Origin of the sequence: Zooshikella ganghwensis, assembly GCF_018263875.1 — a bacterium.
GTDB classification, from domain to species: Bacteria; Pseudomonadota; Gammaproteobacteria; order Pseudomonadales; family Zooshikellaceae; genus Zooshikella; species Zooshikella ganghwensis.
Genome location: NZ_JAEVHG010000011.1, coordinates 29303 through 53510, shown reverse-complemented (window position 1 = coordinate 53510; position 24208 = coordinate 29303). Strand labels below are relative to the sequence as shown.

Below are 24208 nucleotides of genomic sequence, written 5' to 3'. Positions count from 1 at the left end.
TCTTCAATAATGACTTGGTTATGATTTCCATTTCGAAAAAATGTATTTACTTATCAGCCAAACCACACACTTAATTTAGCTTCATCCAATTCCAAACCAGCAACATACTACTGATACGCTTATGGCACTAAATATCAGCAACAATTAATACTTGCTTTTTGTTCATGAATTACACACCGTATAAGTCTTAGCCTCATCATCTTCTTTAATATACCTTGTCAACGGCATATACTGCTTATGGTGGATGACAAGTGTCATAAAATTCAAGTCCCTATTGAAAATTTAATATATTACAGTGAAATATACCCAGTACGAAGTTTTTTTGGGGTGGCCGTCAAGTGATGAAGCCCCAGGCGCTTATATTAATAAGTGACTGAGGTGAAGAGCACCGACAACAAACCCTTAAAATGATTCGTGAAGGGTATAAAGTTACACGGGGTAAGAATTCAATAGTACTCTATGATAAAAAGCCTTGACCAGTTAGAAACCAAAAATCAAACAAAAAAACACTATATTTATGAGACAACTCACATTAAAAAATAGCACTTAAGCATTATAGATATCACAACAATACACAATAAAACATAATGTCACATGGATATATACAGTGATTAATCCTCGTAACCTACAAACTTCGACAAATAACCAAAACCACCTAATTGCTTTACTTGCCGTCTAATCCAGTTGCTGCGCTTAACAACATAGTTGGATGGCCGATCGGCTCTATATATTACCGGGTTCGGTAAAACCGCTGCTAATCGCGCAGCTTGCCAGCCATTCAGTTCACTGGCTTTAATTCGATAGTACTGTTGTGCTGCTTGCTCTACACCGTAGGTACATTCACCAAACTGAGCAATATTCAAATACACCTCTAAAATACGCTTTTTTGGCCAAAGCAACTCAATCAGCATAGTAAAGTAAACTTCTAACGACTTTCTAAACATGTTTTTTGCCGGCCAAAGAAATACATTCTTTGCCACCTGCTGTGAAATAGTGCTACCACCACGTATTTTCCCCGTCTTTAAACGGGTTTGTAACGCGCTTTGCAGAGCTGCAAAGTCTAAGCCCCAGTGTGTTGCAAACTTTTGATCCTCTGCAGCTATTACCGCAATGGCAAGATGTTTCGATGTTTGAGACCATGGAACCCACTGATAACGAAGAGTTGAGCAAGGAGAGTGAGCAGACAACCACTGTTGTAACATAAATGACGTTGTTGGTAAGGGTAACCAACGAAAAAGTAAAACCAACAATACCGAAAAGAAAACCCAGATTAGCACTAGACGCTTTATGAAGTGCTTTACACCCTCCATTAAGCCTTGCTTTTTGCGTTTATGCCGAGCTTTTTTAGTCACCATATGTCTTAAACTGTTAAGTCTGGAGTTGACAAAAAATACTCCAAAAGGGTTATTTTCCTGGTTCACCTGCGAGCTGTTGGGCTCACAAAAACATAAATAGTTCCTAGTGGTCCTCGCGCCAAATATACCCAATACGAATGGTTTTTAGGTGCGGCCATCGAGTGACGAAGCCCCATGAGCCTATATTAATAGGTGATTGGGGTGAGGAGTGAAGATAACAAAACCTAGAAATCATTCGTGAAGGGTATAGGATAGCAGCTTCTTTGCTTACAATGCAGTATTATACGAACCAATCACTAGGGCCTGTTAACAGCCTCTAAGATACCCAGATATAAAAAGTATGAGTTATATCATACTTTTAAAACTTCCGCGAAACCCCAACGATGACGAAGTGACTAACCCTAGAACATATTTTCTCCGTATCAGTGGTATAACCTGTCCGCTGAGTCAAAGCTGTTAACTACTGCTATAGGGGATAATACTAAGCTAACTCACTAAACCAATAGAAAGGCCTATAATGAAAAATACGTTAAAACTTACACTTTTAGCTACCGTACTTTGCTTACACATACCTGCACATGCCGATACTGCAAGTCATCAGGCAGCAGCAGAAGAATTACTGAAAGTGATGAAAGTGAAAAACATGTATGAACCTTTGTTCAGCCAATATAAAACAATGTTTACTTCCCAATTAACTCAATATGCTAAAGATCCTGCTACTAAAGCTAAAGTGGAAAAGCATGTTACCCAAATCACATCAATTCTTCAGTCAGAACTTACTTGGAGTGCTATCAAAAAAGATTTCGTTAACATCTATATGAAGCATTACAATGAAAATGAATTAAAAGAAATGACTAAGTTTTATCAAACACCTGTCGGCCAAAAAACTATTAATATCATGCCAACAATTTCTAAAGAGTCTATGCAAATAGCTCAAGAACGTGCGAAAAAACTAACTCCTCAAATTCAAAAAATATCAATGGATCTCATTAAATCATTAAATACTGAAAAAAAGTAACCGCACCACTCGGTTATAAAACTCACGATAAGTTTATACCCTTAAGTCAAAGGGTATAAATTATTTCTCCACCTATTCCTTCATACAATACTTTCGATAAAGGTTTATACTTACCAATGGGTGTTGCAGACCAGGCTAAACACTCATGTAAAACACTTGTTCACTTTATGAAACATATTGACAAGTAATGCCTTTAAATCACAGCAATTTCTTGCTACATGACTAGGTTTTTGATAAAAAATGACTTAACCAAGACCGTCTCAAGCCAAGCGACTAGCAACTGTAGTCTTGCAATTTGCTTACCTTGCAACAACATCGGATAGGTATGAAAACGTTAAAACCCTTATTTGAAAAGAACCAAGCATGGGCAGCTCGGGTTACTCAAGAAAGTCCAGATTTTTTTGCTAACTTGTCAGCCCAGCAGTCACCTGAAATTCTGTGGATTGGCTGCTCAGATAGCCGAGTACCTGCTAACCAGATTGTTGATATGGAGCCAGGCCAGCTATTTGTCCACCGCAACATCGCTAATCAAGTAATACAAAGCGATCTTAACTGCTTATCTGTTGTAGAGTATGCCGTCAATATTTTAAAGATTAAGCACATCATTATTTGTGGGCATTACGGCTGTGGCGGTGTAAAAGCTGCTTACGATAATGTACAAGATGGCTTGGTCTCATATTGGCTTGCCCACATTCGAGATATTCACTTGAAGCACCAAGAAAACCTGGCAACGTTTAACAAAGAAGATCAGCTTGCTAAGCTTTATGAACTCAATGTCATTGAGCAGGTCTACAACCTTTGTCGCACACCCGTCATACAAAAAGCCTGGCAACGAAACCAAACGCTTTCCATTCATGGCTGGATTTATAGCCTACAAACTGGCTTATTAACCGATTTATCCGTATGCGTTAACCATGAGCATGAGCTAGACCAAGAATACAATAGCGCAATCGAAGCCTGCTACCGGTCAGAAACGAAGTCTTAAACCTTTATGGGACCTGCTCTTGAGATACTTTAGGGGTCCCCGGTGCTGTATACGGGTCATACAGTGTATGATAAAAGTCTGTTTGTTTAGCTTGTTGAATCACTTTATTTAAGTATTTTACATCTGACTCAGACACACTGGCTCGACTGAAGATGATAAATAGGGGATTATCGTGCACTTTATAGGGATGAATATCGACTGAGTCAGTAATCCCCATTTTTTCTACCTGATGCTTAAGAAAAATCACATCATTAATCACACCATCTGTGCGTCGATTAACCAATCGATTTAGATGCTTATCCGTTTCAGCATCAAGGGTAAGTAAATACTTGTACTTTGTATTCTTTTCTATTTGATCGAACTCTGCACCATACCATGCACCCAACAACCCTGTTAGATGCATGTCAAAGTTAGCAATATCACTTAATTTTTGCAGAGGCCAGCGCACCACCTCCCCTTTTCTAACCACAATTCTCATCTGTTCCCAGCGATACTCTTCGGAGTAATACGCATATTGGCTACGCTCTTCAACCCATGAAGATGACGCAGTGAGATCAACTGAACCCTGTTTGATCTCATATAACACTCTATTCCAGGGAAGCGCCTTAAATATTAATCGACACTTCGCCAGACGAAAGACCTCTTTAACAAACTTGATATCAAGCCCAGTGACTTCTTCATTGACATCGTAATACATCAGCGGCTCATAGTCGTCACTCCACCCCATTATAAATTCTTTCTTTTTACAGTTCGCAGAAACACTTAGTGAAGCGACTATACCGACTATCGTTAACACCAGCCATTCAAAACTAAAACGACCATCATTCATTTTAACCGCCCTACAAGTATTTCTTAATTATAATATCGAGCGGCGAATAAATGCCGTCTTTTGATTTCCCTTTGATAATATCTACTCCCTTTTGTAATAACTTTACTGCTTCTGGGTTTGATTGTTTATTAAAGGCAAAATGGGTTTTCGTTTTAGAAACCACATATACAACTTCAAAATCTTTTGAGTTATAACCTAAGTTATCTAACACCCAGTAACCAACAATATCATCATAAGACCATACGTGAATACGCCTTTGTGCAAGCATTTTGGCTAAGTTTTGCGGATAGCTTGCGATATAAACCCCTGATTTTGGTATGCCCAAGTTAACGATAACTCGTTCACCAATGTCATCACGGACAACACCTATCCGTAAATTGTGTAAATCGGCTACATTAGTAACGTTCAACTTACTGTCTTTACGTGCAATTAAACTATTATTAACCTCCATAATGGGTCCGACCCACGTAAATAAATTTTCACGCTCTAATGTTTTACTCATTCCAAAAAGCACAACATTTTTTTCCGAGAGTACGCGCTTATACCCCCTTGCCCAGGGTAAAACTCTAATTTCAGAGCGTTCAACTTTACAATTAACTGAGGTTGAGGCTGCTATCAAAATATCAACAACAATACCTTTCAGTACATTTTTTTCGATATAGCTATGTGGAGGGTATTCTTCTGTAATAAAGGTAATATCCTGCAAAGGACAGGAAATGGTCCAAATTGAATAGGTAGATAAAAAAAGTATGCCAACAAGTCTAATCATTTAAACAAATAATCATACAAAAATTGTTTACTTAGCTTGTTTTTATTTTAGACTTTATTTGATGAGAACACATTGCTACCTCCCTGCAAGAATACATTACATGTATAAACAGTATTTTTTAAACAAGGAGGCAAAGTTGTTTTGTCAATATACCCGCAAGCAAAGAATTTTTAGCAATAATCGCTCCCCTTGGAGTATAAAGATATAGTTTAAGGATATACGGTAAGTTTACAAAACACCCTCTGGTAACAGCTGCCCACCATCAACAACCAATGTCTGACCTGTAATAAAGCTGGCATCTTTACTCGCAAAAAAAGCAACAGCTCGTGCAATGTCATAAGGCGTGCCAAGCTTGCCTGTTGGAATAGCCTGTGCTACAGATTCGATGTAATCATTTCCCTGTTCCAGAAGAGCTTCCGTTATAATATTACCTGGCAATACAGCATTAATCGTTACATTATGTGATACCAACTCCAATGCCGCACTTCTCATAAAACCCAGCATTGCCGCTTTACTGGCTCCGTAATGTGTCCAACCTGGATATCCTGTAAAAGGCCCAGTAATTGATGATATTAATACCACTCTTCCAAATTTTTGCTGCTGTAATAATGGTAAAAACCCCTTAATTGTGAAGAAAACACTTTTCAGATTGGTATTTAAAACAGTATCCCACTCTGACTCCGTTATTTTATCCATCGTATTACTCGGGTAAATACCGGCACAACAGCACAAAACATCAAGCTTACCATAAGTATTGCAGATATAAGCAACCAGCTCTTGTTGACATTGCTTTTCGGTTAGATCAGCTTGAAAAAATACAACTTGCTTACCCTGCTTTTTATACAACTCAGTTAACTGCTCACCTTGTGTTTGGTCTCGGCCGACAAAAACAACAGTAGCATTTTCAGCAGCAAAGTAATCAACTATTCCCTTGCCAATCCCCTTAGTACCCCCTGTCACAACAACCACTTGATGACTAAACTGGCTCATGAGAACTCCTTTTTCTTAAAGTACTACATCGCTATTTATACTTATACTGATGTATTTTTTGGGAGCAGGTCAAGTAATACATTATCAGCAATAAGTTATACCAAACTCCGTACCCGATGAAAATTCTGCTTACTGAGCACTCTTCAAGTTTGAGAAAAAGTAGTGCAAATCACTATTTAACCTATGTTATGCTTGTTCGCCCTGATGGTTTGAACACTGTCAGTACCTCTGGCTAGGTGCTTGTGTTGGTGGTTTCATACCCTTACTTTATTCCGGTAGAAGATAGCCTGAGAGGCTTAGCTATCACTTTTATTTTATAGTGGTAGCATTATCTGCTATAGAATATAGATATAGAGAGTAATAACAGTACCATCTCAGGTTCCATCTCAGTCACTATACTAGATGTATAGTGGGTCAATAGTCACAGACCTTAGGTGTCTGCCTGTAACGAGTGGCGCACCAAAGGATTGAGTCAGATCTGGTATCGTTTCCACTTTACTGGGTAATGTTTAACCAACTAATCTAAAAGCTAACTTATGTCATTACTGATTGAAAAGAACACAGTTGTCAGCTTCCACTATACCCTGACGAATGCAGAGGGTGATGTACTGGATCGTTCAGAGCAAGATGCACCTATGACTTACCTCCATGGTGCAGGAAACATTATCCCAGGGCTTGAAAGCGCACTTGTAGGTAAAACAACAGGTGATCAACTTAAAGTAACAGTAGCCCCTGAAGAAGGATATGGTGAAAAGCACTCTGACCTAATCCAAACTGTTTCCAGAGAACTGTTTGAAGGTGTTGAAGATATCCAGGCTGGCATGCAGTTTCAAGCTCAGTCTCCAGATGGTAACGTTCAGGTCATTCGGGTTGTAGGTGTTGATGGTGATGAGATCACAATTGATGCAAACCACCCTCTGGCAGGTGAGACACTTCACTTTGAAGTAGAAATCACGCAAGTACGTGAAGCTGCTGCTGAAGAGCTAGAGCATGGACATGCCCACTAGTCGTTAATCTAGCGCTATACCCATTGCTGTGTCTGTAATGGGTATAACCCAGCTCTTCAAGCTTACAACATAATAGCCTAATGACTACCCCCTCCTCCCTGTAACAATCTCCAACAACCTTTCACCTTCCCAATTCAAACACTGTAAACCAGACCTACTTATACCGCCCTCTCATCACAAAAAAATAAACCATCATGATATTTGAGGTAAGGCCTGACATGCCATAGCCTGAGTAAAGTACACTTAACCATTTACCACAAAAGCCTCAAGAAAATAACTCACAATGAGCTCAACAGTTGTTATGCACTCTTTGGACAAAGTGCGCTTTAAAGGAGTATTTATACGATTGTCCTGTAAAACTCTGCCAAGTGTTTTTTAAACCTATAAAAAATCATTATTTGTAAAAGTGCCTAAAAGCTAAATTTTATTACAAGTTATACATCTTTAGTTCACATTATATAAATATACCAATCAATTTAATTAAGAAGGTACTAATTAACAATTCGATACATCTGGATTTACAAGTCTATTAATGACCAAAAAGTATTGAAATTCTGTTATTTTTTTTATAGCTTTAGTTTCACGAATAAAACTCCCTAAAAATGATGTAAACATTCACTTAATGAAGTAAGTTATTTAAGAAAAAGTAGCACGGCTTTAGTCAACAGTTACTGACTATCAACTAACTATAAACTGTTCTATACAGTAGCTCTAGAGACAAGCCAATGTACAAACTTCAGAGTACTTGCTAAAACCAATTATTATATTAAGACATATGCACCTAATTTAATTAACGCGAATATAACTATACTGTTAATTTTTATAAAGTATAAACCCTAATTCTGGGAGGCCGTTTTTTATCGAACAGCACTAGCACAACATAATACATTTCAGTGAAAACAAACCATATTATTAACACACTATTAATAGAAAATTAAAAAATTAGAATGCAGGAGTTATGCAATTTTTTCTACAACCGCTAATACCCCTCTTTACTCATCAATTCGGGGTATAAAAAGCCTTGAGCAAAGTGTTTATCCTTTAAACATGAAAGAATTTATTTTTAGCACAACCCTGCAATTGCCTATTTATACTTACTATTTACCCTTGAAGGTCAATTATGACGTGGTCTGCCAAAAGTATTAATCCTGATCATTTTGTTATTCCTGCCGATCTTAAAATAAATGCTGAGATTACTTCTATTCAACAACTGGCAAGCGATAAGTACACCACTACATGGATTCTTGACGAATACGGAAAAATACATTTAGTCAATTACCATGAAGGACAACGAAAACACCCTGCAGACCTCACCTTCTTACATACCATATTACAAGAATCCAGTTATTCATTTTCCCAGATTATTGCCAAAGATTCCGGCTCAATTTACGCGCTTGATACAAACAACCATATTCACCATTTTCAGTTGGATGACCAAAGCCTTACATGGCAAGTTGCACAATCAACAACAGGTAATAATTCTCCCAGTAATTTACAACAAGCCATTCAACGTACAGACTTAACCTATACAGACTTATTGACATTTAAATCCAACCCGGCAGAAACCTTTGCTTCAGTCAATGCACTCTGGCAGCGATTAAAATCAGGTGAAACTAGCGTTAGCATTCCTGGAACAGGTAATAGTGTAGATATCTCTAACAATGTTTTAACTGGGCCAGCCCCCTTCCCTAACAACGCATCTAAAAGCCTCACTGCTCCTCTGATTAATTACTTTAAAGCACACCTAATTAATATCGATCCCAGTAAACCTTGGTCCTCACATAGCTTCCCCCGTCCCATAAAAACACTCTCCTATTTTCTGCAACACAAGCTGACCGGGCGAAAAGGATTGTCAAACCTCTACCAAGCAACTAAAACGCTCTATGCAAGTCTTACCAATAAGTCCCATACTGCTGCCAGCCGCGTTAATATCAATACACTATTAAATCAGTTAAGCAGTGATGACCGCCCCAATAATCACCGACTAAATGACACGCAAGTTACTGACGCTAAAGAATTCCTAAGCTCATTATACAGTCACTCTGAGCAGCAGCTGACTCGTTTAGAAAAAAAACTGGGTATCTTAACAGAAGCGGGAACCCTTAATCCAAACTACAAGCCCAATAAAACAGCACATATCACAGCAGCATTAAACCCTAGCAGCACAACAGAAAACTTAACACACATTTGGAATAATTATTGGTCAACCTTTACCGATCAGGATACAGAAAACTCAATAACAAACGTTAAACGCATTGCTCAGTTATTAGTTAGTAAGGAGACTTTTTTAAAAACACCCTCTTCAAAAAATAACTTCTTGAACAGGGATCAGTATGACAATGTGAGCTTAGTTAATGCAGACATTTCTCTCGATTTAAATACGCATCAACAAGTTATCGCCTTACTTAGAGATGTTCAGCTGAGAAAAATTACTGCTGTAGAATTTTCGTCCAGACTAGAATCAATAAAAAATAATTATACGAATAGCCCAATTAAAAAAGTTGCAGATTTAGGTTTTTCTAACTTTGATCGACTTGAAGCGGCCTACGACAGTTTTAAGTACTTTAGTAAAGTGCTAAACAAATCTCACCATGCCGTGAATGTCGCAGCAGGAACATCGCTCGAAACAACAGATAGTAAAAGTACTATCGAAAAACTCCACAAGATTGTTAAAGATCTTTCACCAGGAGAGTCTGTGTCCCTGGAGCGGAATTATGGCTTTGGCCTAGGCACAAGACTGGTTGTTAAAGGGGTTCCAGATCATCTTGACCCTATTCCTGTGGTAGCTTCAGGTATGGACCGCAGTTACCAACTGATTATTTCCAGAAGCGACAAAGGCTACAACGTCATTGTTGGTCGCGATGGCACTATTCCTCTCTTTTTAGGCTACAGTCGAGGTATGTCACATGAGCTTAATGGTGATACAGGTGACAGCGCCTCCACAGAAGGTAGTGATTGGCAAACCAAGCTAAGGTTACCAGGTGTTTATGGTAAATTTCTCTTCCGGGCCAAGTTCAACAATGAAACAAATCTTGAACTATCAGAAGAAGAGTTCGACCAGTTCTATAAACTCCTCACCAAAAAAGATGCAAATCCCCTCGAGTTAATGACCTATGCCCAAAAGCTTGAGTTTAAACGTGGCCGAAAGCTGGCTTTCGATGCCGATGTAGGTGCTGGCACCGACCTAAATGTTGATAACAAGTCTTTGCTGCCAGTTGACGGTATAAGCCAAATGTTGCGTTTTCGCGGACGTGCTCGAATTATGGTTAATGTGTTATCTGGCACTAAGGAATGGTCAAGCACGACAACATCAACAGGAGAAAACAGCCATAGTCACTCTAATAACAGTCTTAATGTTGTTAATAAAGCGAAGGCTGAAATAGGTGTTGGCACAGTAATCCGTGGCGGGCCAGAAGCAGACCCTGTTGGTGGTGGAGGTATGTCTAAAACAGACATAGCCCTTGAAGCAGGTATTGATAATAAGAGTGGTAAAAAATACGACTGGAGCTTTGTTAAAGCAGACTCGGTCGAGCTGGAAAAATGGTCAGAAACAGCAACTAAACTACTTACCCAACGCCAAAGTCAGCTCAATAGTTCATTACACAATCATTTAATACTGCTTGAAAGCGTTCACTCCAGTGATGAAGTGAGTATTCTTATTCCCAAACTGCAAAAGGGAATTGACCAACTGTTAGCAACTGATAATATCGCACCTCAACTACGTAGCCAGCTTAATGAACTTAATCTACTAATTCAACAGCAAACGCTTGCTGACAAGGGTTATAGCCAACTAAGTAAAGTCAGCTATAGTAAAACATACTCCAACTTAAATCGTATTGATCAACCCTCTTTTTGGCGTCAGCTTTTTCCCAATAATGAAAGCCATGTACACGGTTTACAGCAGCTAATAAAAGACGATGCAAAGTTTCGTGTTATTGTTGCTGCATTACAGGCTTCTGAAGGAACAGAGTTAAAAATCAAACTGAGCCTAACAGATGACGCTAGAGTTAAACTTCAAGACTTATTACTTAATAATGAGTCACAAATGAGTGAAAATTTTGGTGATGAATTAACGAAAATTATCAGCCAAGAAAGTAATTATCGTATTCAGTCATTGGAAGTGGCTGCTGCAACTCAAAATCAAACATCCTTTGACGTATTTGTCGGCGCTAAATATAAAAGTACTGCTTCATTTGGCGTAAAACGACAATTAGGCAAAGTAGAATTTAATTATCAAGATGGCGTTCTCACAGGTTATCAACTATCGGGGGATTTAAATGAGTTATCCGCCACTAACTTAACCCGTGCTATCAATAATATAAATAAAAAACGCCATATCGCAGACCCTAAACTACTGTCTGACTTAACAGAATCATTACAGCAGACAAGGGCTGATCCAGACACACCTTCTCACTCAAAGCTCATGAAAAGTGCTCGAACCATCGGCAAATTCAATATGGGCTTACAATTAGCACAATTACCAGGGGCAATATACCAAATACAGGATGCCATTAATCGTGGCGATGTCAAAAATGCAGTTAAAGGAGGCCTTGCTACAGGCTTTGATACGCTAGACTTGTCTCTTGACCTTATTGCCAATAGCCGACATATGCAGCATTTATCTCAACGGCTCGCTAGTTCAGCAGGCAAAGCGGGTGCTTTTACCAGTTTTGTTGGCGCCGGGTTATCTGCTTGGAGTGCTGTTGATTCCTTCAATGAAGCAAGTAGAACTACAGGTCAAGCCAGAGTTGATGCCATCGTCAATGGATCATTAGCTATCGCCAGCAGTTTAGTGGCTATTGCAACCGGTTTAGCATCATTAGTCACTGCTGCTGCGGGACCCATAGGTGCAGCTATTGGACTGGCCATAGGTATCGCCCAAGGAATATATAATGCAGTTCGTGTTACCCAACAATTACGCGAGGCGGGTATCAGCGAGGGTGATTTATGGCGAGCGGGTGCTGCAACATTCTTTGGTTTCCCTGTACCTGAAGATATCCAAAATAAGGCTGTTCGTAATCAGGTTTTCAAAGCGTATCAAGACCAAATGAGTAAGCAATTTGAACAATTAAGCCGCTCTGGCATTGATAAGTTGGTCTACAGTGAAGGACATGTCGAAACCAGCTATGGTAAATATATTGCTCAAGCAGATCGCCATGACTATCACAACTTATCAAGTGCTGAGTATCAGGAATATTTACGGCATGTACCTAACAATAATGAAGGTCTCGTATTTGGTCACAAGCCTAAAGCAGCATTAGTCATGGAAAAGGCAAACTTGAGCAACACTGGCACCACCTTATTTATGCTAGGAAAAGGTTACGATGCTGCAAATGGAGATTTAAATCGTAAAAATATTTTTCAAATAAATGGCTGGGGTAGAAAACATTTAACCGGTGGAAACCAAAGTGATTTGTTTGAATTTAATGGATGGCGTCATGGCGAAGGTAATGCAGATAACGGAAAATCAACATTTAACGGCGGCAAGGGTGAAGATACAATCTCCTTCCGCAGTTACTTTAGTCATCGTCCCTCAAGCTACAGTCATGGTATAACAATTGATTTAGCAAAAGGTACCGGTGATACCCCTGCCACCTATAATTTTCAAATCAGCCAAATTGAACACGTGCTAGGTTCAGAAAAAAATGACCAAATAAAAGGTAATGACTTAAATAATGCACTTACCGGCTTTGAGGGAGATGATATATTAGAAGGTCTGGCTGGCGATGATACACTGGCAGGCGGTAAAGGAAATAACCAGCTTAAAGGTGGTCAAGGCCATGACTCTTACTTAATTCAAGCTGATGATATTGAAGGTACTGAGTCTAGCAACCTCATTAATAACTATGATAATCACTATCAAAAGAACTGGCAGGAGTTATACGACGATTATTATGCATCAGGGATGCGTCTTAGAGAGCGCGGTATTTCCTATCTTGATGATGACTCATTAAATACCCTTGCAACACAGTCCCGCTGGCATGCAGATCATCATATCAAAAAACCCAATACTTCATTACCTGTTAACCCTGCTGAAGATTTCATAATTACCAATATTTATAATCTGGAGCTTATACAGCAAGATAAAAATTTAGTGATTCAAACTCAGCAATCATCATTACACTGGCAACAGTTATGGCAACAATTACAACGTGTCAAAAATCAAAACAATGAGCAAGCAAGCTATTTTACTGCGTGGCAAAAACTACTTACTCAACGTTTGCCCTCCGCAAATATTAGCCAGGCACTGTTAACTGCTATTGATCAAACTATTGAGCAACCTGCAGCAATAGCAGGCCGAGATCCTCATCTTGCAACTATAAAAGCTCAGCTGGGAGATACATCCCAATACCAAGCTATCGCAACGGTTGAGAATTATTATGAAGGACGTGCCTGGCAACATTTATCATTAATGGACTTACAGGGTAATCGTTATTACTTTTCAGCATTGGAGGAAAACAAGCCTCTTACCGTAAATCAAGTACAACTCAGTGATCATCAGGAACTAACAGGGTATAACATTAATTTACGCACAGGTTTGGTAGAACAACAGCTTACTTCTGGAAAACAGGTGAGCAGCTTACTCAGTAGTCAGATTAACTTAGTTCAAGGTAGTAAAGGCAATGATGAAATTCGTGGAAATGAACAAGATAACTGGTTAGTAGGTGGAGCAGGTTTTGACAGAATATTTGGTGGGGCTGGTGATGATATATTAAATGCAGGTGAAAATGGTGGTCGACTCATTGGCGGGAACGGTCGGGATTTATACCAAGTCAATGGAAACCAACAGCAGGTTTTTATCAATAACAAAGCTGACGATGGGCTTTCCGATATACTTGAATTAACCAGTGGTTCTCACTCTTTAACAACGTCATTTACCAATAAGCACTTAAAACTGCATTATCAAAACACTCAGATTATTTTGCGAGAATGGCGCTTAAATAGTGAAAATCAGCATCTTGCTGTTAAAATCACTGACTCAGAACAAGCATCATTTGGAAACCACTATTATCAAATTAATAATGAAGGCACATTGAGACTAAACTATTTACAGCTAAACACGGCCAATGTTAATTATTCTGTAAACCTGTCAACACAGCAGCTAAGCTGGAATAATAATCATCAAACATTTTCATCGTCGATGGGCATGTTAGCCGATCAAGTCTTTATCACTTTAGGTGATGGAAATGATCACATTGTTGTTGATCAACAGCTTACATACTTAACCCTTGGTAATGGACAAGATACAGTTGAAATGAGTGAAAAAAGCTCTGTTGTGGTAATCGATAATTCGGCTACTGACAAACAACAAGACGCTATTAAATGGCAGTCACTCCAACAAGAGCAGCTAGAAGGCTACTTAGTCAATGATGATTTAGTGTTATTAAATCAAAGTAAACAACAGACGCTTATTGTTAAAGACTGGGCGGATAAGGAAGACAATCAGCACATTACAATTACTACAGGAAATGGCGACCAACTGGGTACAAGGCAGCTAGAACAGTTAGTCCAATCAATGAGTCATATGTCTGAAGAGTCATCAGCATATGATACGTTGACGAGTATTTACAACAGGCTCAATACTGACAATATACTTACTGCTAACAGGTAATACTTTACAGGTATCCAAATGACTATTGTTTATTTGGATACCTTTTTCAACACAGAAGTTAACTAGGGCCTGTTAACACTATTTGAATATCACTATAAATAGCGAAATCAAGGAATGAGCTAATATGGAACTACAACCTACCATTCAGGCTGATCCACTTTTACTACAAATTGTTGAAAACTTTATTCAAAAAGATATGCGCCTTAATATAACAGTCAGCATTAATGGGCTATTAATCAAGGGCCAGGCTATAAGCTTTCAAGATTACTTAAAAGAACTGGAAAATAGTTTTCTAAACCATGTCACTCTCGACCTAAGCGGCAAAGCAGAGACAACGGAAGAATTTTTTAAATCAGTTAAAGCATCAGCAAGCTATCAATGCCAACATCATATTGCCCCGCATTATCTCCACTTGAACCAAGTTCATTATTTAAGTCAAGTAGATACCGACGTGCCTCGTCTATTAAGAATACCACTTATGGCAATCAACACCTTTGCTATAGGCTAAAAACCACCTCGCGACATAACCATCAGGAAAATTGCATATAAAAATAGTTTGCGATAGTTAGAGGTTGCGCCGAAACATCGAATAGATTAATTTGTTCTTCCCACAGTAGAAGACCACCTTTGGTCTCTACTGCTCATAGTATTGGCATTAATAAATAAGTACAGGACAATATATGTCAAACAGTTTGCAGTAAGGAAGCGCTACTCAAGCATCATCTTCTGTAACTATTTCTGTAACAATGTTATTAACCTTATCCTCATCTTGCTCCCCATCAGCTGCTTTTAACTCCGCTGCAATTATTACATACTGGATAATATTATTCTGAATTAACCAGCGCAAAATCCATTCTAAAATTTTTAGACGCAACCTGACGTTCATAGCGATAGATGCTTTTAATGTATTTGTTTGTTGTTGAACCCAGTCACAAAATCCCCCTAAGACATCTGTCGTAATATCCTTACAACTGATTAACCTGAAACCAGCCTTATCAAGTTTCTGTTTATAGACAGCCTCAGGAATAATATTTTCTTCTGGGATCTTACAAATCGCTAAAAAACGATTAAACAGCCAAGCTTGCCAAGGCACATTAAATGGTTGAGTTAGCAATATATCGGTAATCCCTATTAAGCCTTTAGGCTGTAAGACACGGCTTGCATTGTCAAAAAAAGCTTGCTTATCTGAAAAAAAATAGATGCAATCTAGCGCTACAATTTTATCAATGCTTTTATCTTCCTGTTGTGTCAGCTGCATATGGTTACCAGAGAGCAGCTCTACTTGGGGATAAGCTTGGCAACGTTCACGAGCTAATTGTAAACGCCAAATATTCAAACCACAGGCTTTTATAGCATCAACCTGATACAAGTCAGCCCATACCAGCAACTGGTCAGGAGAACGAAAACCCGCATCAAACAAGTGATCTTTGGGAACAAGCTGGACCTCATCTGCAACAAGCCCAGCAAGATTCATACATGCTTGCACATAGTTATTGACATTTCGCCAATAACCAAAGTTACACCAAGTAAACAAGGGCGCAGATGATGTATTAAGTAACCATTGCTCAGGGGTAAAAAATTCTCCATTTACGCGCTGCTCATTGATCGAACCACGACATACGCTGATGAATAGGCCTGCCATCCCCGACATGACAAGCCAAGTCAAAACCACCCCAATTATTAATCCTAAAATAAACATGATGTCCTTATTCTATTTAAACTGGACTATCCATTTTATACACAAGTCATTTGGTGACTGCTCTTGTGCTATTGAATCCTTCTTGCATCAACACAGATTGCTATACCATCTACATTAAAGATTTAAGTTATAAATACTATGCCTTTTATAATTTTTTCCTATCAAACATAGACTAAAACTGAGTAACCTTTGCTGTATGTAGCTGCAAACGCCTTTGCGCGACAATCTTGCTAACCCGCTTAACCCAATAGGTTCAAAGGACACACATACGTCTATGTTAGTGTAGCACTCCATCCGCAGATAATTTTTAATTGAACATTGTTTAAAACATGCTATCATTCTGAACACTGTTTAATTGTTTACTTTCACCCTTTAATTGAACACTGTTTAATATGGCAAGACGTAACCAGCACACTAAAGACGAAATTCAACAGCTTTCACTTCAAGCAGTGGAAGCCTTACTTTATGAGCACAATCATGAAGCAATTAGTACGCGCATGGTGGCTAAAGCCATCGGGTATACTGTAGGTACTTTATACACGGTATTTAAACATCAAGCAGATATGCTATTGCATGTCAACGCCAGAACCATGGATCGCATGTTTTTACACTGCCAGAGAGGCATATCAGACTCTAATACGGCTGAACATAACCTAACACTCATGGCTTTAAGCTATCACCAGTTTGCCCTACAAGAGCCAAATCACTGGAATCTGGTCTTTTCACTTAGACTTCCTGAAAATGAACCACTCCCTCAGTGGCAACAAGCCAATATTGACCGAATCTTTCACTTGTTAGAATACGAGCTGGCTCGCTTGTCCCCGGAAACATCCCCGCAATCTATTCAAAAAAATGCTCGTATTTTATGGAGCGGTGTGCATGGAATGACAACACTTAGCCTTAATAATAAGTTATTTATTGAAGGTATCACTGATGTGGAAACATTATTAACAAACCTTGTTCATCAGCTGGTATTAACCTGGTCAGGAGCATAAGCAATGAGCTCTAACTCTGCGAAAAAAACAGCCCTTATAAAAAGTAAACGTTTTTTACCTTTTTTTATTACCCAGTTTCTAGGGGCATTTAATGATAATGTCTTTCGAAACTCTCTTGCTTTGTTAATTGGGTTTCAATTAACTCGTTTCGAAAGCAGCCTACCTTTCGCAGACAACAAAGATATTCTGATCAACCTAGCAGCCGTACTTTTTATTTTGCCATTGTTTATTTTTTCCGCAACGGCAGGCCAACTTGCCGATAAATATGAAAAGTCTCAGTTAATTAGAATTGTTAAGTTTAGTGAAGTTATCATTATGTCGCTCGCCGCGGTGGCTTTTTACTTTAATAGCCTGATTGGTTTGTTAGCCGTACTGTTTTTAATGGGTACCCAATCGAGCTTTTTTGGTCCCGTTAAATACGCCATTATCCCTCAACATTTAAAAGAAACCGAACTGGTTGCTGGCAATGCATGGGTTGAATTAGGTACTTTTATTGCTATTTTACTAGGCACAATTTTAGGCGGCTTACTCACAGAGCTTCCCTCTGCCACCACTTGGATTTCCTGCTTTATTATTGGTCTTGCAACCTTTGGCTATCTAAGTAGCAAACACATTCCTCCTGCACCATCAAGCGTGCCTGACCTTCATATTAACTGGAATCCAATTACCCAAACATTTCGTACACTACGCTACGCAAGAGAGACTAGAGCCGTATATTTATCTATTTTAGCGATTAGTTGGTTTTGGTTTTTAGGTATAGCGTATCTAACACAACTACCAAATTTTACAAGTTTCGTGATCAACGGTAACCCCAACATTTGGACCTGCTTACTTGCCTCATTTTCAATTGGCATTGCTTTAGGCTCACTTAGCTGTGATCGACTGTCAGGCCACAAAATTGAGTTAGGTATTGTGCCACTTGGCAGTATAGGCTTAACCATCTTTGGTATTGACTTATTTCTGGCTAGCTACGCCCTTCCCCCACATAATCTAGAAGAAATTACCATTATTAGCTTTTTTAGTATTTCAGCTAACTTAAGAGTACTTATTGATTTAGCTCTGATTGGCTTTTTTGGGGGATTATTTATTGTTCCACTATATGCAATGATACAGTCGAGAACTAATGAAGCCTATCGTGCTCGAGTCATTGCCGCAAACAATATTTTAAATGCATTATTTATGTTGGTAAGTGGCATTTGCGCCATCATCTCAATGGGTTTACTTAAACTCAGCATCCCACAGTTTTTCTTAATTTTAGCGCTTTCCAATGGTTTAGTTGCAATTTATGTATTCTCCGTAGTCCCAGAGTTTACTATGCGCTTTTTGATTTACTTGCTCAGTCATTCAATGTACCGCGTCAAATCGCTTAACCTGGATCGAATACCTGAAACAGGACCTGCCGTTATCGTCTGTAACCATGTTAGCTATGTAGACGCTTTACTGATTGCTGGTGCATGTCGTCGGCCTATTCGTTTTGTCATGGACAAACCTATTTACGACTTACCAGTGCTTAACTTCATTTTTAGAGTAGCTAAAGCCATTCCCATCACCGCTAAAGCTAAACATCCTGCCAGCTTTAATCATTCTTTTGACCGAATTGCCGAAGAGCTTGAGCAAGGCAATGTAGTTTGTATTTTTCCAGAAGGTAAATTAACTAAAACAGGTGACATTAACCCCTTTAAACGGGGCATTGAAAAAATTCTCAGTCGCACACCTGTTCCTGTGGTTCCTATGGCACTGCAAGGCTTGTGGGGTAGCTTTTTCAGTCATCACGGTGGCCCAGCCATGGCTAAACGACCTAGACGCTTTTGGTCCAAAATCAGACTTGTTACTGGACACCCTATTCCCGCAGAAGAAGCTAGTGCTGAAAAATTATATCAAGAAGTAGCACAGCTTAGAGGAGAGAACGCTTAAGAAACAACAATTGCTACACAAAAAACCATTAATCATACTAGCGAAAACATACTGCAGTCAGTGTACAAAAGCTGTTGTCTTCCACTGAGATTACTAATTATTAACTGCAGTATGTTGCCGAAGATCCTCAAGCACTTTTCGTCCTAAAGGCGTTAACTGCCAAACAGCTCGACTGCGATTAGAGTGAAGAGTGTCTTTCCGAATCAAACCCATTCGCCGTAAATGCAATCGAATCATACGCAGCGAGGTATCCGTAAACTGGAAGCTACTGACCGCATGAGCATCTTCATAAGCTTCATGGATATGGCGCGTATAACGCTCAGCCAAAAACTGAGCTAATGACTCTTTAATCTTATCTTCTGAAGCACTGTTATCTAAATCTATAGCAAATGCATTAAAAACATCCTGCCATATTAACGTTGCTTTAGAAGTAATAAGTTTACAGTTTCCTTCGATATAGATATTGCACGCAAATGAAAGCTCAACAAGTTCCTGCAAGGCATTAATTGAATTTGATTGAGAAGGTGATAAATGCTGAAGAGCATGTTTCACTTCTTGCAAATCCGCTAACTGCTTTCGTAAATCTACCTGCTTCTCTGTTTGGATTTCACTAACATCAGCAGCCCTTATCCACCCAGGTGCAGGTGTTTGCTCTATAAACGCAGGCAAGTGCTGCCTTAAAAGAGAAACTAGTGTCTCCGAGGTATCCCAAGAATAATTATTGTGCTTCTGCAAAGACTCTCTAAAAACACGCAAACGCGCAACCCCTTCAGCGGTTACTTCTTTTTTGTTCGCCGCTAATGGTGCTTTTAAATCTCTTACCAGGCATAAAATTGGCTTACGCAGCGTATGTGCATAAGTATATTCTCGGTGAAGATAGCTAATACCACTTCGCGTTAAAGAGCCATAACGGCCCCCAGAAACCAAAACAATATAATCACTCTGGTCAATTGCACGTCGGACATGAGGCCAATTATCCTGATCAGGATTTCTAAACCCAGGAAGAAACTCAGGCCCAACAGGTATGCACCCCAGGCAAAGCAAGGCATTGACTAACGCTTGGCGTTCCTCAACCAAATCACGATATGTGGAGCTAATAAATATTTGATAGCGTTTCAATAACGACATTCCGTCTACAACATACTAACGGCAAAAAAACCTATAAAGTCAGCATTTTTGCCAGTGTTAAACAAGTATAGCGATAAAGCCCTGAAAACGTTACTGACTTATTGGCTAAGGTATTAGACCCATAAGTACTCCCTTTCATTCATATGAAACTAAAACAGTTAGCTTATTACGCATTTCTGTGCATGATTTTTTCTTTTATTCCTTTATATCATGCCTTGAAAGAACAACATACCACCCCGAATGCAGCCTTCACTTGTTCACTGCGGACCGAAAACCCTGGCTTCAACAGTGTTACAGCTACAAAAAGTGCATACGATCTTTTTTGTTATTCCATACAATTATATAAAATGATTGTAACATCATGCTTTTTGCATTAAAGCTACTAGAGTACAATATTGAACAGTCAGGTTATTTTAATAAATTTGTGCCACAACAGAAACAGGAGGATTATGTTACAAAAATATGACAAACCTCATTGAATGATTAAATTTTCATCATCGCTATGTTTGCCAACAAGAGAAATCGGTACAACCGCACTTATTATTACATGCTTCATAATATAAGGCCTGGAAGTGTGAACAGCCACAGCAATCTGTAGAAATTTCCTGGCAAGCTAATTCCCTGAATATTTGTCAAAAAATCAACAACCTAGCCTCTGTAGTCACATTTCCCCTTCATTGTCACTACGTATAAATACTGCTTTAAATCAGTACTTTGAGCATTATGCTTCAGCCAGGTTGATTTTTCAGCATTGATGAGAAGGCGAGAATATAACAGTAACAACCAAAGGTATTTCTATGGATACAACTGCTATCACATCGCTGCTTAATGCAGCAAATAGCTTTATTTCGGGCAACATATTGATCTATGTGCTTATTGGTGCGGGGATATTATTTACACTACGCTCAGGTTTTATACAGTTTCGTTTATTTGGCTACGCAGCTAAGTCACTGGTTAAAAGCCGCCAAGTTGATCGCGACCATATTTCATCATTTCAGGCATTCTGCACCAGCCTTGCGGCACGTGTTGGTACTGGGAATTTAGCGGGTGTAGCCGCAGCATTATCGGTAGGTGGACCTGGCGCCATCTTCTGGATGTGGCTAATTGCTTTACTTGGTATGGCTACTAGCTGTATTGAGAATACATTAGCTCAAATTTATAAAACCAATGATCATGATGGTACCTACCGCGGAGGTCCTGCCTACTACATAGAAAAGGGGCTCGGTCAACGCTGGTTAAGTATTATTTTCTCAATTTGCCTTGTTATTACTTTTGGTTTTGCATTCAACGCGATTCAATCAAAGTCCATTGCAGAAGCAGTTGAAACAGCCTTCAATATTGACCAAAAATACATGGGGCTTGTCATTGCAGTCGTTGCCTCAATGATTATCTTTGGAGGTATTCGCTCTATTGCTCGTTTTGCTGAAGTCGTTGTGCCTTTTATGGCTTTAGCCTACATTGTCGTAGCATTGGGCGTTGTTGCATTTAACGCGGCAGAGCTGCCTAAAGTCTTTTCGTTAATCATCAGCCATGCATTTGGTTTAGAAAGCGCCATAGGTGGCGGGATGGGTTACGCTGTCAAGTCAGCTATCCAGCAGGGCGTTCAGCGTGGACTTTTCTCAAATGAAGCAGGATTAGGAAGTTCACCCAATGCCGCGGCTACAGCAACCCCGTATCCACACCACCCAGCTACTCAAGGCCTAATCTCCATGGTTGGTGTATTTGTAGATACCATCATTATCTGTAGTGCAACTGCTTTCATCATTTTGCTTTCAGGCCAACTTGATCCTTCTTCTCAAATGGAAGGTATCACGTTAACACAGTCTGCCTTACATACCCACGTTGGTGACTTCGGCCCTATTTTTGTGGCAATAGCTATCTTACTTTTCGCATTTACATCAATCATCACTAATTATTACTACGGTGAAACAAACTTGATGTTAATGAAGCAAAATAAGCTGCTTTTGATGTTTTATCGCTTGCTGGTATTGGCCATCCTTATTGTCGGCCCTGTTGCTGAACTACCTGTCCTGTTCTCTTTTGCGGATGTTTCAATGAGTGCAATGGCACTGGTGAACTTAGTTACTCTTCTCCTGCTATCTGGCATTGTGCTTAAAGTCGTTAAGGACTTTAAAGAGCAAGTGAAAATGGGGGTAGAGCCTGTTTTTGATCGGAAAAAATTCCCATTCCTTGATAAAACAATGGATAAAGATGTATGGGATGATACGAGTAAATAACAAGTATCATTGCATATAAAAAAGTAACTACTGATGTAACTTAACTTTCTGAGGACGGCATATCACCGTCCTCTCCGCCTTCAACATCAAACATATCTTTTTCAAGCCCTGTGCGTCCTTGCTCTTGTAAAATTGCACTTTGTCGTTTGACAACATGTTGTATCAGGGCTTCCTTTCCTGCTTCATCGGTCTCAATAAATGCCAGCCTTAGTAAGTACCGGTTGTGCTGTGCATCAAAACTACAAATCACTACCTCAGCCAGAGTTGTCACATACTTATCTTCAGGCCTGAGTACAATCTCTAACAATAACTTTGAGCCAATAGGAATACCCTCTTCATGATACAGGGCTATACCACAAGCACTAATATTCACCGACTGCACAGCAAAATTACTCACAACGCCTTGCGCTTGAAGCTGCTCTACTAGCTCCTCAACTTTTTGATTCAGTAGCCAGGCGACCGTTGCAGCCTCCTCACAAACTTTCCTCAAACTTGAGATTGCCTGACCTATTTTAAGATCTAGGTTATGGCTAAACAGCCCGTGGTTTTGTTGTAACGCTTCAGTAGCACCATTTTCTACAAAATCCTGCCACTCTTCCTCTGTAAGTACTCGATAGCGAAATCCCACTCGATCTGTAACTCGAAAATAGCGACGTCTATCCTCACTCATAATGGGCTGACCCTTATTCAGAATACTTCTTCAGGTCGAAGTTGGAAGTCATCCTGCGTAGAAGGTGCTTCCGGTTTAGAATCGGGTATATCTTCAAAAACTGCAGGTTTTTTTGGGGCTATGCCTGGGTACACTACAATCTCAACCCGCCGGTTCTTAGCTCGATTTTCACGAGTATTATTGGGCACTAAAGGCTGTGTATCCGCAAAGCCTTTCACTTCAATTCTACTTGGAGGAATTCTTCCATCTGCCAGCATTTCATGAGCCACCATCACAGCACGTGCTGAAGATAATGCCCAGTTTGAAGGAAACTCAGCCGTTTCTATGGGAATGGAGTCTGTATGCCCTTCAACAGAAATAAGCCCTTCAGTTGCCGCTAGCTGGTGACGAATTTTTTCCATGGTTGGAATGAAACTAGGCCTCAAATTAGCCGCTCCAGATCCAAAAGAGCCTTTTTCTTGGATCCTAATAACAATATTACTGCCTTTCGTCTCAATTTCTATATTGCCCTGATCCACCTCCTCCTTAAGAGAAGCAGTCAGTTTTTTAGCAACAGCCTCACTCTTTTTCTTCATCTCTTCTGTTTGTTTAGCTATCTCTTTTGCTTGCTGCCCTGCAGTAGTTTGCTTTCGCCCTTGTTTGGTTTCTTTTCCTGGCTCACATTGCTCATCAAGCTGAGGTTTTGGCAGGTCAGTGGTAAACTGCCTTACCATATTTAATGGCGTTGGTTCTGGTTTTCCTGGGCTAAAGTGACGCATGATCACGCTGGTTCCTTTAGGTATATCCCTATCCTTAACAACCTTCTGTACCCCAAATGCATTTTTCATTGTGTCGGCAATCTGCTTGTATTTCATGGCATCAATTTCAGAAAACGTCAGCAGCAGCACAAAAAAGCAAAGCAGTAAAGACATTAAATCGGCAAAGGTGGCAAGCCACCCAGGAAGCCCAGGAGGGGGTTCCGGACATTGACATTCTTCCTCATCATCTGTCACGTTATCAC

Annotated in this window: 16 protein-coding genes; 8 read left to right on the top strand and 8 right to left on the bottom strand. The window is 39.5% G+C overall.

The genetic code is table 11. The features are described 5' to 3' along the window. Positions 1-611: 611 nt before the first annotated feature. The gene (mtgA, locus tag KHS79_RS15535; RefSeq protein WP_233468456.1) at positions 612-1355 is read right to left on the bottom strand and encodes a monofunctional biosynthetic peptidoglycan transglycosylase; all 744 of its coding nucleotides are present in this window, start codon (positions 1353-1355) and stop codon (positions 612-614) included. 517 nt (positions 1356-1872) lie between these two features. Between mtgA and KHS79_RS15530 the strand changes: the two genes are divergently transcribed. Together KHS79_RS15530 and can are read left to right on the top strand one after the other, a co-directional pair. Continuing rightward, positions 1873-2373 carry a DUF2059 domain-containing protein gene (locus tag KHS79_RS15530; protein ID WP_212720154.1) on the top strand — a complete coding sequence of 167 codons (501 nt, stop codon included), beginning with the start codon at positions 1873-1875 and terminating at the stop codon, positions 2371-2373. 325 nt (positions 2374-2698) lie between these two features. Further along, complete coding sequence (gene can, locus KHS79_RS15525; protein ID WP_212720151.1) at positions 2699-3358, top strand: carbonate dehydratase; 660 nt, start codon at positions 2699-2701, stop codon at positions 3356-3358. 4 nt (positions 3359-3362) lie between these two features. Here the strand turns inward: can and KHS79_RS15520 are convergent, their stop codons facing one another. The 3 genes from KHS79_RS15520 to fabG form a co-directional block, all read right to left on the bottom strand. Continuing rightward, complete coding sequence (locus KHS79_RS15520; RefSeq protein ID WP_212720149.1) at positions 3363-4187, bottom strand: substrate-binding periplasmic protein; 825 nt, start codon at positions 4185-4187, stop codon at positions 3363-3365. Positions 4188-4197: 10 nt separating this feature from the next. Continuing rightward, positions 4198-4956 (bottom strand): substrate-binding periplasmic protein, encoded by a 759-nt coding sequence (locus KHS79_RS15515; RefSeq protein ID WP_212720147.1) that lies wholly within the window; start codon positions 4954-4956, stop codon positions 4198-4200. Between the two features lie 228 nt (positions 4957-5184). After that, a complete protein-coding gene (gene fabG, locus KHS79_RS15510; protein WP_212720145.1) occupies positions 5185-5946 on the bottom strand; it encodes a 3-oxoacyl-ACP reductase FabG in 762 nt (253 codons plus the stop codon). 536 nt (positions 5947-6482) lie between these two features. Here fabG and KHS79_RS15505 point away from each other — a divergent pair. From KHS79_RS15505 to KHS79_RS15495, 3 genes are all read left to right on the top strand, one after another. After that, positions 6483-6953: an FKBP-type peptidyl-prolyl cis-trans isomerase gene (locus KHS79_RS15505; protein ID WP_027707963.1), complete on the top strand. Its 471-nt coding sequence runs from the start codon at positions 6483-6485 to the stop codon at positions 6951-6953. Positions 6954-8073: 1120 nt separating this feature from the next. Further along, the gene (locus KHS79_RS15500) at positions 8074-14565 is read left to right on the top strand and encodes an AvrE-family type 3 secretion system effector (RefSeq protein ID WP_212720143.1); all 6492 of its coding nucleotides are present in this window, start codon (positions 8074-8076) and stop codon (positions 14563-14565) included. Between the two features lie 124 nt (positions 14566-14689). Beyond that, positions 14690-15073 carry a hypothetical protein gene (locus KHS79_RS15495; RefSeq protein ID WP_094786171.1) on the top strand — a complete coding sequence of 128 codons (384 nt, stop codon included), beginning with the start codon at positions 14690-14692 and terminating at the stop codon, positions 15071-15073. Positions 15074-15277: 204 nt separating this feature from the next. On the opposite strand, the gene KHS79_RS15490 is transcribed toward KHS79_RS15495, so the two are convergent. After that, positions 15278-16264, bottom strand: coding sequence for a class I SAM-dependent methyltransferase (locus tag KHS79_RS15490; protein ID WP_212720141.1), 987 nt, complete (start codon positions 16262-16264; stop codon positions 15278-15280). 392 nt (positions 16265-16656) lie between these two features. Here KHS79_RS15490 and KHS79_RS15485 point away from each other — a divergent pair, with 392 nt between their 5' ends. Together KHS79_RS15485 and KHS79_RS15480 are read left to right on the top strand one after the other, a co-directional pair. Further along, positions 16657-17259, top strand: coding sequence for a TetR/AcrR family transcriptional regulator (locus tag KHS79_RS15485; RefSeq protein WP_094786170.1), 603 nt, complete (start codon positions 16657-16659; stop codon positions 17257-17259). A gap of 3 nt (positions 17260-17262) precedes the next feature. Further along, positions 17263-19173 carry an MFS transporter gene (locus KHS79_RS15480; RefSeq protein WP_212720139.1) on the top strand — a complete coding sequence of 637 codons (1911 nt, stop codon included), beginning with the start codon at positions 17263-17265 and terminating at the stop codon, positions 19171-19173. 93 nt (positions 19174-19266) lie between these two features. Here KHS79_RS15480 and KHS79_RS15475 read toward each other — a convergent pair whose 3' ends face one another. Further along, positions 19267-20301: a DUF4062 domain-containing protein gene (locus tag KHS79_RS15475; protein ID WP_212720137.1), complete on the bottom strand. Its 1035-nt coding sequence runs from the start codon at positions 20299-20301 to the stop codon at positions 19267-19269. Between the two features lie 797 nt (positions 20302-21098). Here KHS79_RS15475 and KHS79_RS15470 point away from each other — a divergent pair. Beyond that, on the top strand, positions 21099-22538 hold the full coding sequence (locus tag KHS79_RS15470; protein WP_212720135.1) for an alanine/glycine:cation symporter family protein: 1440 nt from the start codon (positions 21099-21101) through the stop codon (positions 22536-22538). A 40-nt stretch (positions 22539-22578) separates the two neighbouring features. On the opposite strand, the gene KHS79_RS15465 is transcribed toward KHS79_RS15470, so the two are convergent. Both KHS79_RS15465 and KHS79_RS15460 read right to left on the bottom strand, forming a co-directional pair. After that, positions 22579-23208 carry a PilZ domain-containing protein gene (locus KHS79_RS15465; protein WP_212720133.1) on the bottom strand — a complete coding sequence of 210 codons (630 nt, stop codon included), beginning with the start codon at positions 23206-23208 and terminating at the stop codon, positions 22579-22581. Between the two features lie 17 nt (positions 23209-23225). Further along, a complete protein-coding gene (locus KHS79_RS15460; protein ID WP_212720131.1) occupies positions 23226-24200 on the bottom strand; it encodes a MotB family protein in 975 nt (324 codons plus the stop codon). Between the last annotated feature and the right edge of the window lie 8 nt (positions 24201-24208).

Excerpts from the sequence above, each read along its gene's own strand:
- KHS79_RS15470 (WP_212720135.1), top strand. The coding sequence starts at position 21,099 with ATGGATACAACTGCTATCACATCGCTGCTTAATGCAGCAAATAGCTTT.
- KHS79_RS15480 (WP_212720139.1), top strand. The coding sequence starts at position 17,263 with ATGAGCTCTAACTCTGCGAAAAAAACAGCCCTTATAAAAAGTAAACGT.
- KHS79_RS15515 (WP_212720147.1), bottom strand. The coding sequence starts at position 4,956 with ATGATTAGACTTGTTGGCATACTTTTTTTATCTACCTATTCAATTTGG.
- KHS79_RS15495 (WP_094786171.1), top strand. The coding sequence starts at position 14,690 with ATGGAACTACAACCTACCATTCAGGCTGATCCACTTTTACTACAAATT.
- KHS79_RS15490 (WP_212720141.1), bottom strand. The coding sequence starts at position 16,264 with ATGTTTATTTTAGGATTAATAATTGGGGTGGTTTTGACTTGGCTTGTC.
- mtgA (WP_233468456.1), bottom strand. The coding sequence starts at position 1,355 with ATGGTGACTAAAAAAGCTCGGCATAAACGCAAAAAGCAAGGCTTAATG.
- KHS79_RS15500 (WP_212720143.1), top strand. The coding sequence starts at position 8,074 with ATGACGTGGTCTGCCAAAAGTATTAATCCTGATCATTTTGTTATTCCT.
- KHS79_RS15520 (WP_212720149.1), bottom strand. The coding sequence starts at position 4,187 with ATGAATGATGGTCGTTTTAGTTTTGAATGGCTGGTGTTAACGATAGTC.
- KHS79_RS15465 (WP_212720133.1), bottom strand. The coding sequence starts at position 23,208 with ATGAGTGAGGATAGACGTCGCTATTTTCGAGTTACAGATCGAGTGGGA.
- fabG (WP_212720145.1), bottom strand. The coding sequence starts at position 5,946 with ATGAGCCAGTTTAGTCATCAAGTGGTTGTTGTGACAGGGGGTACTAAG.
- KHS79_RS15475 (WP_212720137.1), bottom strand. The coding sequence starts at position 20,301 with ATGTCGTTATTGAAACGCTATCAAATATTTATTAGCTCCACATATCGT.
- KHS79_RS15530 (WP_212720154.1), top strand. The coding sequence starts at position 1,873 with ATGAAAAATACGTTAAAACTTACACTTTTAGCTACCGTACTTTGCTTA.
- KHS79_RS15485 (WP_094786170.1), top strand. The coding sequence starts at position 16,657 with ATGGCAAGACGTAACCAGCACACTAAAGACGAAATTCAACAGCTTTCA.
- KHS79_RS15505 (WP_027707963.1), top strand. The coding sequence starts at position 6,483 with ATGTCATTACTGATTGAAAAGAACACAGTTGTCAGCTTCCACTATACC.
- can (WP_212720151.1), top strand. The coding sequence starts at position 2,699 with ATGAAAACGTTAAAACCCTTATTTGAAAAGAACCAAGCATGGGCAGCT.